General features: G+C 68.1%; 14 protein-coding genes. 6 read left to right on the top strand and 8 right to left on the bottom strand.

From position 1 onward, the window contains the following. Positions 1–9 precede the first annotated feature (9 nt). Positions 10–1,134, top strand: coding sequence for a hypothetical protein (locus tag VFZ09_RS13870; protein WP_329728031.1), 1,125 nt, complete (start codon positions 10–12; stop codon positions 1,132–1,134). Between the two features lie 13 nt (positions 1,135–1,147). On the opposite strand, the gene VFZ09_RS13865 is transcribed toward VFZ09_RS13870, so the two are convergent. Beyond that, complete coding sequence (locus VFZ09_RS13865) at positions 1,148–1,609, bottom strand: hypothetical protein (RefSeq protein WP_329728030.1); 462 nt, start codon at positions 1,607–1,609, stop codon at positions 1,148–1,150. A gap of 313 nt (positions 1,610–1,922) precedes the next feature. Between VFZ09_RS13865 and VFZ09_RS13860 the strand changes: the two genes are divergently transcribed. From VFZ09_RS13860 to VFZ09_RS13840, 5 genes are read left to right on the top strand one after another with little or no spacing between them, the layout of a single operon-like run. Continuing rightward, positions 1,923–2,318: a hypothetical protein gene (locus VFZ09_RS13860; RefSeq protein WP_329728029.1), complete on the top strand. Its 396-nt coding sequence runs from the start codon at positions 1,923–1,925 to the stop codon at positions 2,316–2,318. Positions 2,319–2,372: 54 nt separating this feature from the next. Next, on the top strand, positions 2,373–3,215 hold the full coding sequence (locus tag VFZ09_RS13855; protein ID WP_329728028.1) for an HNH endonuclease: 843 nt from the start codon (positions 2,373–2,375) through the stop codon (positions 3,213–3,215). A 39-nt stretch (positions 3,216–3,254) separates the two neighbouring features. Continuing rightward, complete coding sequence (locus VFZ09_RS13850) at positions 3,255–3,731, top strand: SMI1/KNR4 family protein (protein ID WP_329728027.1); 477 nt, start codon at positions 3,255–3,257, stop codon at positions 3,729–3,731. A 25-nt stretch (positions 3,732–3,756) separates the two neighbouring features. Next, positions 3,757–4,509, top strand: a complete 753-nt coding sequence (locus VFZ09_RS13845) for a hypothetical protein (RefSeq protein WP_329728026.1) — start codon at positions 3,757–3,759, stop codon at positions 4,507–4,509. 53 nt (positions 4,510–4,562) lie between these two features. Next, a complete protein-coding gene (locus tag VFZ09_RS13840) occupies positions 4,563–6,191 on the top strand; it encodes a sigma-54-dependent Fis family transcriptional regulator (RefSeq protein WP_329728025.1) in 1,629 nt (542 codons plus the stop codon). A gap of 3 nt (positions 6,192–6,194) precedes the next feature. On the opposite strand, the gene VFZ09_RS13835 is transcribed toward VFZ09_RS13840, so the two are convergent. From VFZ09_RS13835 to VFZ09_RS13805, 7 genes are all read right to left on the bottom strand, one after another. After that, positions 6,195–7,046: a DUF3396 domain-containing protein gene (locus tag VFZ09_RS13835; RefSeq protein WP_329728048.1), complete on the bottom strand. Its 852-nt coding sequence runs from the start codon at positions 7,044–7,046 to the stop codon at positions 6,195–6,197. A 154-nt stretch (positions 7,047–7,200) separates the two neighbouring features. After that, a complete protein-coding gene (locus VFZ09_RS13830) occupies positions 7,201–7,710 on the bottom strand; it encodes a hypothetical protein (RefSeq protein ID WP_329728024.1) in 510 nt (169 codons plus the stop codon). Between the two features lie 85 nt (positions 7,711–7,795). Beyond that, complete coding sequence (locus VFZ09_RS13825) at positions 7,796–8,737, bottom strand: type VI immunity family protein (RefSeq protein WP_329728023.1); 942 nt, start codon at positions 8,735–8,737, stop codon at positions 7,796–7,798. Beyond that, positions 8,737–9,582, bottom strand: a complete 846-nt coding sequence (locus VFZ09_RS13820) for a hypothetical protein (protein WP_329728022.1) — start codon at positions 9,580–9,582, stop codon at positions 8,737–8,739. Before VFZ09_RS13820 ends, VFZ09_RS13825 begins: the two co-directional genes overlap by 1 nt. Before the next feature lie 55 nt (positions 9,583–9,637). Next, positions 9,638–10,744: a glycoside hydrolase family 3 N-terminal domain-containing protein gene (locus VFZ09_RS13815; protein ID WP_329728021.1), complete on the bottom strand. Its 1,107-nt coding sequence runs from the start codon at positions 10,742–10,744 to the stop codon at positions 9,638–9,640. 101 nt (positions 10,745–10,845) lie between these two features. Then, positions 10,846–11,256: a VOC family protein gene (locus tag VFZ09_RS13810; RefSeq protein ID WP_329728020.1), complete on the bottom strand. Its 411-nt coding sequence runs from the start codon at positions 11,254–11,256 to the stop codon at positions 10,846–10,848. Between the two features lie 148 nt (positions 11,257–11,404). Further along, positions 11,405–12,448, bottom strand: a complete 1,044-nt coding sequence (locus VFZ09_RS13805; RefSeq protein WP_329728019.1) for a hypothetical protein — start codon at positions 12,446–12,448, stop codon at positions 11,405–11,407. Positions 12,449–12,534 lie beyond the last annotated feature (86 nt).

Here is a 12,534-nt window from a genome sequence, read left to right as displayed (position 1 = left end):
GGAGGGGCCATGGCGCGCTCGCTGCCCAGGCCCTCCCGCAATACCGCCCTCGTGGCCCTGCTCGTGCTGGGGCTGCTGGGCGCGCAGGCGCTCCTGGCTTCGCCGGCGGGAGAGCTCTCGAATCACTACACGGACCACCTGCGGCACATGGCCGAGTCGCAGGCGCTCGTGGAGCGGGGCTTCGCCATCTACCGGCAGCCGTATGGCGAGGCCGCGCACGGCCTGTTCCCCTGCCCCGCGCACGAAGGCCTGTTTCCCGACCGCACCGCGCCGTATCCGCCACTCGGGATGCTCCTGCACTGGCCGCTGGGCTGGCTGGAGCGCAGGGGGGACCTCGCGCCCACGACGGCGCACCGGCTGATGACGCTCCAGTGGCTCGCGGTGGCGGTGGCCGCCGGGGTGCTGGGGCTCGTGCTGCTGCGGCCGCATGGGCGGTGGGCCCTCGCCGGGGGCGCGCTGCTCCTGCTGCCCGGGCTCGTGGGCTCGGGGGCCAACGGCTTCTACGACGTGGCGTACGTGCTCGTGGGCACGGCGGCGCTCCTGGCGCTGCGCGAGGGGCGGGCCGCCACCGCGGTGGTGCTGCTGGGCCTGTGCGCGGCCGTGCACTTCCGCGCGCTGGTGTTCGCTCCGGTGGGACTCTGGGCGCTGCTCGCGGCGTGGCGCGCCGGGCGGGGCAGGGCGCTCGCGTCGGGGGCGGTGGCGGTGGGGCTCGTGCTCACCGCGGCGGCCAGCGCGGCGGCCCTCTCCGGCACGCTGGAGACCATTCCCGCCGACAACCCCGTGCACGTCTCGCACCTGCTGCGCGGCAAGTCCTCGCCGCCGGCCTTCCTCCTCCTGGCGCTCGGGGTGTCCGGGTACCTGCTGCGTCACCGGTACGTGTGGTCCGCGCTCTGCGGGGTGGCGGGAGCGCTGGTGGCCCTCATGGACCGCTCGCACGGCTACTGGCACGTGCTGCCGCTGGTGGTGCCCGCCCTGGTGCTCGCGGCCGAGCGGCCCGCGCCGGCCGCACCGGCTCCGCGCCTCTGGTGGGCGGCCTGGGGCTGGGCGCTGGTGGGCGCGCTGGTGGCCTTCCGCTATCCCCTCACGCCCTACTGGCAGTGGCTGGTGGATGTGATGCGGGGCCGCGTGGTGTGACTCCGGGTCGTGATTATGGCCCGAGCTTCCGTGCGGCCTCGAGCCCCGGGAAGTCGGGCGCCGCGCGCTTCAGCGCCTCCTCGAAGGGCTGCGACTCGAGGTAGACGCGGATGAGCTCACCGGTGCGGGAGAAGAACTTCACCACCTCGGCGGTGAAGTGCATGAACTTGCTGCGCGTGAGGATGCTCACGCTCTTGAGGGCCGGGCGGTACGTGCTGAACCACGCGGTCCACGCCTCCTGCACGGGCAGGTTGGCGCCGGTGAGCTCATCCATCTCGATGAACAGCTCGATGGGGGCGTAGCGGCTGATGTCCTCGCGCAGCTCGTCCATGGGGGCGGTGCCGAACTCGCCCTTGTCGTTGCCCACGATGCGCATGAACACCACGCCCGGGCGCGGCCGGTGATAGGTGAAGCTGCACCGCTCGCTCGACAGCCGGACCGAGCCGTCCTCCAACGTCTCCCGTTTGAACGACATGGGGTCCTCCTGGCTGCACAACCCAGCAAACTCCGGGCCATTCCAGGGGGCCACGGAATCCGAGGACTTGGGAGCAGGGGGGCTGGACGCACCGGTCGAAACGAATGACCCTTCTTCCAAAATGAAAGGGTCCCCTTGGGGGCATGTCGAGCGCGGCTGTGGAGGGCGAGCCGTCCCGGTGCGCTCTTCCGGACTGTTCATTGCAAGGCATGGGACCGTTGGGAGCAAGCGATGGGCTCTGAGTCCGTGGGGGGTTGGAGCCGGACACCGACTAACCTCTTTCGCGCTTTCCTCCTTCGAGGAGCGTGCGCCCGTGACCCTGAAAATCGGTGGCGAGCAACTCAGGCGGATGTTGAACGGGATGCTCCCTCAGGCGCTCCTTCGGGTGGTCCGGAGCGACTATCGGTCCCTGGTCGACGGCCTTCCCGACGACATCCTGATGGAGATGATCTCAGGCGGAATCAGCCGGGCTCGGGGGTTCGGGTTGGCTCGGCCGGAGGACATCGCGGGCTTCGTCCTGGTCATGTTCGAGGTGGGGCCGGAGTTCTACCGCCACCCGGCCATCCGCTCCGTATTGGAGGACGTCCGGATTCCACCCGAACGCAGATGGGACGAGGTGTTCGCACGCACCTCGCAGAAGGTCTGGGACGAAGTTGCCGGCAGCCTGCACCGTCAGACCTGGTTTCCCGAACTTCAACCCCCCGACTGAGGTGCCATGGGAAGCTCAGCCCGGAGTCCCGAGGTCCAGGAGCAGCTCCGTACCTTGGAGGCTGACGCCGCCAGGTTGGGAAAAGAGCTGGAGGAGGTGTTGAAGGATGTGGCGATCGATGCGATCGGTATCGTCGATCCGACCCCGATCAGCGACGCCATTGGTCTCGCACGGAGTGCGGCGCAAGGCGATTGGATTGGCGCGGGGCTCTCGCTGATCTCCATGCTGCCCTACGCGGGTGACGCGATCGGCAAATCCGTGAAGGGGACCCGGGCCGCCAGGCGCATCCTGCACCTGAGGAAGCGAATCGCGGACAACGCGCTCCGGGCCCGGCAGGTCCTCACCCAGGCACTCAAGAAGGACGCGGCGGCCATCCGCGCCAAACGGGCCGCGGAGAAGGGAAAGCAGATCCAGGACGCCGTCATCGAGGGCTGCCCGGTGGGGGGCAACCGGTTTGCAACCCAGAGCCCCAAGGAAGGCTGGGTCCATGGCGAGCGGGGCCACGGGGATTGGGATCCGAGCAAGTCGGGTCTCCATCAGGACAAGGTCGCCAGGATCGAATCGGTGACCGGTGGGAAGCCCATCAAGTTCGAGGAGGGCTATCCCCATCTCTCGGAGTACACCTACAAGGCCAGGTCACCTGATGGAAGGACCGTCGATGCCCGGGTCGAGATCGAGCTGAGCCCGAACGGTGACCGCGCGGCTGATTTCCAACGGGCAAGGAAGGCCATGAAGGAGAAGTTGGGAGTGGGTGACTTCCACGAAGATGACCTGCCGGGCAAATGGACGTGGCACCATGACAAGGACGGCACCACCATGGAGCTCGTTCCCTCCGATCTGCACGGCAATGTCCCTCATTCCGGCGGTGTTTCGCTGGCGAAGGACCCGACCTACTGATGTGCGACAGGACGACTCCGTCCGGGAAGGCGCGCGGAAATGAAGATCAAGCTGGTGAGACCCGAAGGCCCACTGCCGGGAGAGAAGCTCGCCGCCGTGGAACGCCAGCTCGGCGTCACGTTCCCGGCGGACTACCGCAGCTTCATGCTGGAATACAACGGAGGGCGGCCCGTGCCGGCCGGGTTCGACATCTCGTGGCGGAGTGACCAGGAGTGCGGACAGGATTGGAGGACTTCCGAAATCTCCCGGCTGCTCTCCATCTACGAAGGCGAGAAGGCCAACTTCCTGGACTACAACACGGTGGTGTTCAAGGGACGTATTCCCGCGGACACCCTCGCCATCGCCTATGATCCGGGTGGCAACCTCATCCTGCTGGCCCACTCGGGCCCGATGACGGGCAAGGTGTTGTTCTGGGTCAAGGACTGGGAGGTGGAGGAGGGCGAGATACCCGGTGATGCGAACGTGGGAGTGATCGCTGACAGCTTCCAGGAACTCCTCCTCTACAAGCTCCGCTGACATGTTTCCCGCCCCACTCGCCGGCTTGTCCGAGACCTGGCTGGAGAACTGGCCGGAGGGACTGGCGGGGTTGTCCTTCGAGCAACAGGGACTGCGGCTCTCGTGGGCGGAAGTCCATGCCCTGGGGAGGCTGAATGGCATCCATGGTCATTGCTTCCAAAGGAGCAGCCCGGAGGCCCTCGAGGGGTTGACGGCGCGCTTGGACGATGCGCTCCAGCGGTTTCCCCAAGGCGCCTTCGTCCGTTTGGGCTCGCGCAGCCCGAAGGACACGCTGGCCAGCATGCTGATGCGCAACCGGGCCTTCAACGGCGCACAAGCCGTGCACCTGCTGACCAACGGTTCCGAGCGAATCGCCTTCGAGCTCCGACGGTGCCTCAGGGCAGCCTATACCCCGTGGATCTTCCTCAGGCGGTGGTGCGACATCCCTCCCGAGTCGGAGTTCCGCTGTTTCATCCGGGAGGGGCAGCGGGTGGGCGTGTCGCAGTATCACCATGACAGCCATTTCGAAGGGTTGGACGCCAAGGAGACGCTGGAGTGCTTGAGAGAGAGGATCCTCACGTTCTTCCCGCTCCTCACCGCGCGGAGCCACGTGACGACAGCCGTTTTCGATCTGGTCATCCCACGCGGTGGCGACGGGCCGGTCACGTTGCTCGAACTCAACCCGTATGGCGCTCCGACGGACCCCTGCCTCTTTTCCTGGAGCGCGCAGGATATGGACGACACCCTGCGGGTGCGCACCGCGACCGGTGAGATCGCTCGTATCCGTTTGAGCCACTGAGTGGTTCGTCTGGCATGGGGCACGGCCATTCTTCCAAAATGAAAGGGGCACCCATGCGAGCCAGGGACCTGAGCATCGAGACGTTGCTAGAGGTGGACCCGCGGGAGGGTGTGCGCTTCGCGGGCGAGCGGGCGCTCATCCTCGACGCGGTGGCGATGGGGATGATGCGCAAGCAGCTGGTGGAGATGCTGGGCCTCACGGGCGCGAGGGCGGTGCTGACACGCTTCGGCTTCGCCCACGGCTGGCGCATGGCGGAGGCGCTGCGCACCGGCTTCCCGTTGAGCGGCGAGGCCGAGTGGCAGGCGGCCGGGGCGCTCATCCACACGCTGCAGGGGCTGATCCGCGTCCGGCCGGAGGAGAACAATCCGATGGGGCCCGGTGGGGCCACGGTCGAGTACTCGTATGAAGCGGAGCAGCACCTGCTGCACCTGGGGCGGGCGGAGGCGCCCTCGTGCTGGACGCAGTGTGGCTTCGCCAGCGGCTACATGAGCCGGGTGACGGGCCGGCCCATCTACGTGCTGGAGGACCGGTGCGTGGCGAGGGGGGATGCGGCCTGCCACTTCGCCGGCCGGACGCTGGAGGAGTGGGGGAGCCAGCTGGAGGAGCACCTGCCGTACTTCCAGGGGGAGGCGCTGGACGCCTCGCTGCACCAGGTGGCGAGCGCTCTCAAGCGCACGGAGCGCAAGCTGCGCGCGCGGACGAGGGCGCTGGAGCAGGTGGTGGGCGAGCCGGAGGGGCCGGGAGGGCTGGTGGCGCGCAGCCCGGGGATGAGGCGGGTGGTGGACCTGGCCCGGCGGGCGGCGAGGAGCGAGGCGACGGTGCTCGTCATTGGCGAGAGCGGCACGGGCAAGGAGCGCGTGGCGAGGCTGGTGCACGAGGAGTCGGCGCGAGCGGGAGGGCCGCTGGTGGCCATCAGCTGCGCGGCGCTCACCGAGTCGCTGTTGGAGGCGGAGCTGTTCGGCCATGCGCGAGGGGCCTTCACGGGGGCGACGCACGAGCGGGTGGGGCTGCTGGAGGCGGCGGCGGGCGGGACGCTCTTCCTGGATGAGATTGGGGAGATGCCGCTCGGCATGCAGGCGAAGCTGCTGCGGGCGCTGCAGGAGCGGGAGGTGCGGCGGGTGGGGGAGAACACGCACCGGCCCATCGACGTGCGGGTGGTGGCGGCGACGAACCGGCCACTGGCCGAGGAGGTAGCGGCGGGGCGCTTCCGAAAGGACCTGTACTACCGGTTGCGCGTGGTGGAGCTGACGGTGCCGCCACTGCGGGAGCGGCGCGAGGACATCCTCCCGCTGGCGCGGGTGTTCCTGGTGGACGCGGCGAGACAGCTGGGGCGCTCGGCGCCGGGGCTGGAGGCGGAGGTGGCGGACCAGCTGCAGCGCTACGACTGGCCGGGGAACGTGCGCGAGCTGCGCAACGCGATGGAGCGGGTGGTGGCGCTCTCGAGGGGGGCGCGGGTGGAGCTGGAGGACCTGCCCGAGGACGTGCGGGCGGCGCTGCCGGTGCCGGCGCTGACGGGAGGGGTGCGCACGCTGGAGGCGGTGGAGCGCGAGTACATCCTCGCGGTGCTCGCACACAACGGGGGCAACCGGACGCGCACCGCACAGGAGCTGGACATCGGCGCGACCACGCTGTACCGCAAGCTCAAGAGCTACGAGCGGGAGACACGCCGACGGAAACGGTGAGGCTCAGGGACAGAAGCGGCGGATCCACCGGCGCATGTCCTCCATCCCCTCCTTGTCATCGTGGAAGAACCAGCCGGTGACCTCCTGCTCGTACATGAACGGCTCGAGCAGACGGGCGAGGGCGGGGAACTGGGGTGGAATGGGCTCCTGCTCGGTGTCGATGGCGTCGGGCCATTCGTTGAGGGTGAGGAGTGCACGCTCATCATCCAGCGAATGGAAGGACACTTCCGGGAAGGGAAGCCGCTGCCGCAGGCTCTCGAGCCCGCCGAGCTGGCCGAGCAGCGGCTGGCCGAGGAAGGTGAGCCAATAGACGCCGCGGGCACGGGTTCCGAGGCGCCGGCTGGTCTCCTCGAGGTCGTAGACATCCAATCCCGGGTAGCGGTCTCGTAGTGCTCGAACCGCGCCGCGAGCTGCGTACCACCCATAGTCGGGCGCGACGAGAACGGGGCTGGCGTAGCCGAAGCTGAAGGGCAGCTCGTGAGCGAGCTCGAGGGCGAGGGCTCGAATGCGGGTAGGGCCATGCTCCATCAGGTACCCCGTGGGGAAGGTGAAGCTCACGGCGCTGGTGGAGTACTCGTCGCGGGCGAATATGGGCGCATCGAGCCGGCGGCCGTAATACTCGAAGTTGTAACTGCCCACCTGCTCGACGTGCTCCCGTAGATAGACGCTGCGAGAGACCGGACAGGGGCGTTCGAGCATGTCCTGACGGATGTCTTCCCATCCCTCCTCGTCGAGAGGCAGCAGTCCCCCCTCGCAAGCGACGTACCCGCTCAGAGCCCCAGGCGGGATGGCCCGCAGATACGTTTGCAGGGCCCTCCACGCAAGAGGAGCAACCTCCTGGTGGGAGCGGCGCATGAAGAAGCAGAGAATGAGGCCATCTTGAGCCACCAGGAACCCATTGTCCGCTCGTACCCGGATATGGGGAATGTGCTCCTTCATCAAAAGAACCCTCTTGGTGTGAGCATGAAGACCTTGCCGTCCAGTGCTTGTTGATAGACCTGCCCTTGGGTCAATCCGTCATAAGCACTTCTCTTGTCATACGAGCGCCACGTCGGATCTTTGGATGAGGGGCAAGGAAACTTGAGGTCGATGATGAGCGCGAGCCGTCCACCTCCAACTCCTCGCCACACTCTTCCCGCGTGGGAGGCCGGTTGCCGAAGTGGTCGGAGTTGACCCGATGCTCAGCCATCCGGGCGCACTCCGCGAGGCTCTCCTGTAGCTCGACCACCTTGTCCCGGTTGTGGTGGTACACAGCCAGGACCACCGGCGTGGCCAGCACGAGCGTAGCGCCCACGGCCAGCGTGGAGGAGGAGACCGCCGTGCCCGTGCCGCGCACGAGGCCCGCGTAACGCATGCGGGCGACGGTCTCCGAGTCGAGCCGCAAGTCTCCGCGGGGCGCAGCGCCAGGATGCCCGGGACGGGTGGCGCAGGCGCCGAGCAGGAGGCTGGTCAGCAGCACGCGCGTGAGCCGCTTGGAGGAGTTCGGGCGTGGAGAGATCGGGTTGGGACTCAGTGTCATCTGCGGGTCTCCCGTTCCGGCCTTTTTGCGCGTTGGGTGCTAGCGCTAGACGCGCCGCCGCAAGCGGTGAGCCCGTGGGGGAGGCTCAGGGACAGAAGCGGCGGATCCACCGGCGCATGTCCTGTCTGTCATTATTGTTGAGGAAGTAGAACCAGTTGGAGCGCTCCTCGTGGAGGTGGGGTTCGAGCAGGTGGCCGAGGGCGAGGAGTTGAGGGGAAGGGCGCTCGTGCTGCTCGGTGTCGATGGCCTCGGGCCACTCGCTGAGGGTGACGAGCACGCGCTCGCCCTCGAGGGGCGGCAGGGTTTGAAGGGAGACCTCCGGGAAGGGCAGGCGCCGCCGGAGGACCTCGAGCCCACCGAGCCGGCCGAGCAGGGGCAGACCGAGGAAGGTGAGCCAGTAGGCACCCCGGGCGTTGGTACCGATGTCCTTGCTGGTCTCCCGGAGCTTATAGATGTCCAGGCCAGGATAGCGGTCTCGCAGCGCGCCGATGGTGTTGGGGGCCGCGAACCATCGCCCGTCGGGTGCGACGAGTGCGAAGCTGGCATAGCCGAAGCTGAAGGGCAGCTCGCGCGCGAGCTCGAGGGCGAGGGCACGCACGTGGGCGGGGCCGTGCTCCACCATGTATTCAGTGGGTAGGGTGAAGGTCACGGCGCAGGTGGTGTCCTGATCGTAGAACAGCGGAGCGTCGAGCCAGAGTCCGTCGTATTCGAAGTTGTAGCCGCTTGGAGCATCGCAGTGCTCCTCCAGGTCAATGTGACAAGCCGCCGGCCATCGTCGTTCGAGGATCTCCTCTCGAATGTGTTTCCAGCCCTTCTCGTCGAGTGGTTGCCAGTCCCCGTTGTCATCGGCGTACCAACTCAGGGCCTGGGGAAGGATGGCTCGGCGGTAGGTCTGTAGGGCTCGCCATAGCGCGTGTGCCACGGCACCATGAGAACGGTGCATGAAGAAACAGATGACGATGCCGTCACGGGCCACCGGGTAGCCCCTGGCTGTCTGCACTCTAAGGATGGGCAGGTGCTGGTTCATCAGTAATATCCGTCTGGAGTGAGGAGCACGACCTCTCCACCCAGTGCCTTTTTATAGACTTCCCCTTGAGTCGAGTTGGGGTATGCGCTCTTCGGGCCGTATCTCCTCCAAGTTGGAGGTTTGGACGGGGGGCAGGGAAACTTGAGATCGATGATGATGGCGGCCTGGAGCAGGTTGTAGTCCGAATGGAGGACGATATCGGGCTTGATGCTGCCCCACAGGTCTTCGGTACAACGCTGCTCGATGAGCTGTTGCTCCTTCTCTCGGCTGATGGTCGCGACAATCTTGCTGGCCCGGTAGTAGCGGTAACGCTGCTCGATGCTGAAGGGGGCGGGCCAGAGCCGGGTGAGGACGTCGCGAGCGCAGGCGAGGGCGAGGTCGTGCTTCTGCCTGCCCAGGAGCATGGCCCGGGTGATGGGCTCGGCGCAGCCGTCTACCTCCAACTCCTCGCCACACTCTTCCCGCGTGGGTGGCCGGTCGCCGAAGTGATCGGAATTGACCCGATGCTCGGCCATCCGGGCGCACTCCGCGAGGCTCTCCTGTAGCTCGAGCACCTTGTCCCGGTTGTGGTGGTACACAGCCAGGACCACCGGCGTGGCCAGCGCGAGCGTGGCGCCCACGGCCAGCGTGGTGGAGGAGACCGCCGTACCCGTGCCGCGCACGAGGCCCGCGTAACGCATGCGGGCGACGGTCTCCGAATCGAGCCGCAAGTCTCCGCGAGGCGCAGCGCCAGGATGCCCGGGACGGGTGGCGCAGGCGCCGAGCAGGAGGCTGGTCAGCAGCAGGCGCGCGAGCCGCCAACGGGCGCTCCGGTGAGGCGCTACCGGGTTCGAATTCAGTGCCATGGACTCCGGCACTTCAGTCCGAACCTCCGTCGGGCTCAAGAAACCGGAAGGCTCGCTACATGCCGTCCAGCAGGCCCATCCGGTCCTTGATGCGCAGCACGCGCCGCACCGCCGCGTCCAGCTGCTCGGCCATCTTCGGCTCCGACCCGGCCAGCTTCGTCAGGATGCCGAAGTAGTCCAGCCCGCCCGACCAGTCCGGCGGCTCGGTGGTGAGGATGAGATCATTGCCCGCGAGGAAGGCCCGGCGCACCACTTCCTCACGCTCGGCGCCGATGCGCTCGGCGAGCGCGCGGATGGCCACGTCGTCGGTGACGGAGATCCACCCGTTCTCGTGCGCCATGGAGACGAGCGCGGGCTCGAGGATGGCCGGCCCCGCTCCGAGCTTCGCGTACACGACGTTCGACAGCATCACCCCGCCCAGGTACCGGTCCGCGGCACGGAACGCCGCCGCCTCCAGGCGCACGCGCTCCTCGTCCCAATCGGCGACGGCCTGCTCGTGGTCCGAGTCCGCGTCGAGGTCCCCATAACCCGGGAAGTGTTTGCCGATGGAGACGACGCCGGCCTTCGCCAGGCCACGCGCGAAGGCGGTGGCCTTCTGCTTCACCACCTCGGGGTCCCCGGAGAACGCGCGCCCGTTGCGGAACATGTGGCCCTTGGGGGACACGTCGAACACGGGCGCGAGGTTCATGTTGAGCCCCACCTCGCGCATCGCCTTGCCGACGCGCACGCCCCACGCCTCCACCTCGGCGTCCTCCATCACGGCCATCTCCCGGGCCAGCGGGAGCCCCTTGAGCGAGGGGTGCGCCTTGAGCCGGTTGAAGCCACCGCCCTCGATGTCCACCGCGAAGAAGGGAGGAATCCTCGCGCGCGCGCTGGAGGAGCGGATGCGCTCCTTCGCGGCGTCGAGCTTGCGGAGCGTGCCGCCCACGAAGAGCACCCCGCCTACCTCCACGGGGTTCTCCTTGCCCACCTGCGGATAGGCGAGGAGCAGCTGCCCCACCTTCTCGCGCGGGGACAGGGATTGGAGGACACGCTCCACCCGCGCCTCATCGGGGACGCGGGCGTGGAAGGCCTTGGGCTTGCCAGCCGGAGGGTTCGCACCGGCGGCGGTGGACAGCACAAGCGTCAGGAGGATGAGCGATGAGCGAAGCACGGCTCGCATGGCGGCGCAGTCTTCCATGGAGAGGACCCGCTGGCCCGAACGGATTCACCGGAGCCCGATGGCACGTCAGGCCGCGAGCACAGCGGGCGGGCGGGCTGCGTTCAGGAGCCGACGACCTCGTCGTAGCCGCGGCCGCGGAACTCGAGGAGGCAGAAGCCATTGCCGAAGGGGTCGGCGAGGTTGGCCATGCGTCCCCACTTGCGCTCCTGGATGTCGCGATCGAGCGAGGCCCCCGCGGCGCGGGCGCGCTGGACGACGGCGTCGAGGTCGGTGACGGTGAAGTCGAGGTGGACGGAGGTCCAGTGCCGGCGGTAGTCGCGCACGGAGGAGGCCCCGGGGCTGGACGGGCTCCCGGCCGGCCGGGCGAGCAGGTCGATGGGCGAGGTGGCTCCGAGCAGCTCTGCCCACTCGGATCCATTCCGGCGCCCGGGCTTCAATCCGAGCGTCTGGGTGTAGAACGCGATGGCCTTGTCCAGGTCCTCGACATCGATGCAGGCACGCAGCTCGAGCATGGTCGTTAGTGGCTCCGAGTGGGGGCACGGGGAAGGAGGACGGGGACGGATACCCTCACCCCGTCCCTCTCCCGGAGGGAGAGGGGTGGTGGGGCGAGGGGACTGTCATGGGCGCGGTGTCAGGGATTGAAGCGGCCGCGCCGGGGGCTCAGTGCCACGAGCACGCGTCGTACATCTGCCCGCCGTTGCTGTCGACGGAGCCCGAGGTCTGCCAGTTCACGTTGAAGCTGGCACCCGAGCCCTGGAGGGTGAAGGCGGCCGAGGCGGTGAGGATGGCCTGATGGGCACAGCGCGTCTCGGACCAGGCCTTGGTGGCCGCGCCGTCGGCGGAGGCGCCCACCAGGTTGCCCGTGTTCTCGCAGTCACACGAGAAGCCGACGTTGGCCCAGCAGCTGGACGCGTTGCTGTAGCCGAAGCCCGAGCTCACGCACGCGCCCGCGCTGTTCTTGTAACAGGAGATGCCCACCTGCTGGGCGCCCACCGTCTTCTCCACCACGGTGATGCCGTACAGGTTCTTGTACGTCACCTTGTAGCCCGGGTAGCTCCTGGACTTCGTGGTGCTGGTGATGGCCGAGTTCAGCGTGCAGACGCCCGCCAGCGCCGCCACGCCCGAGGGCTTCGGGGCCGCTACGAGCTGCTCCACCGGGGCCCAGCCCTCGGCCACCAGCCGGCGCCGCGTGTCCGCGAGCGTCTCCAGGTTCTGCACCACCGGGTCCATCACCAGGCAGTAGCGGTCCGCCGTCCAGCACACCTCCAGCGCGCGGTGCTCGGAGCGCACGCCGTCGAGCGCCGTGCGCACCGCCAGCAGCCGGTAGCTGCCCGTGTCCACCGGGTGGCCCAGCGTGTCGAACGTCTTCAGGCTCACCGGGGCGGCCCACTCGTCACCGGCCGGACGGCCCTGCTCCAGGCTCAGCGAGGTGATGTCCGTGCCGCGGAAGCTCATGCGCAGGTGCGAGTCCGGTACGCCCACCAGCGCGTTCACCGGCTGCTCCGCCACCTCGCGCAGCGCGCCCGACTGCAGCGTCTGCACCTCGAAGGTGATGCGGCCCTGGGCCGCGGCCTGGTACTCGCCATACACGCCCTCCGCATGCTTCGCGCTGGAGGGCTCGACAGCTCCACCACCACATCCCGCCATCATGTTCAGGGCCAGGGCCGAGGTCAGCAGGGGGCTCCATCGGGGGAACGACGTCATTCGCTCTTCCTTATCGCAGGGGGGATGGACTCCAGGTCGAACGGCTTTCACCCGGAGTCCGGTGAGATAAGATTTCGCGAAATATG

It is taken from the genome of Archangium sp., from assembly GCF_036277355.1.
Taxonomy (GTDB): Bacteria; Myxococcota; Myxococcia; order Myxococcales; family Myxococcaceae; genus Archangium.
Note: the sequence above shows the minus strand (reverse complement) of the source record. Positions and strands in the feature narration are given on the sequence as shown.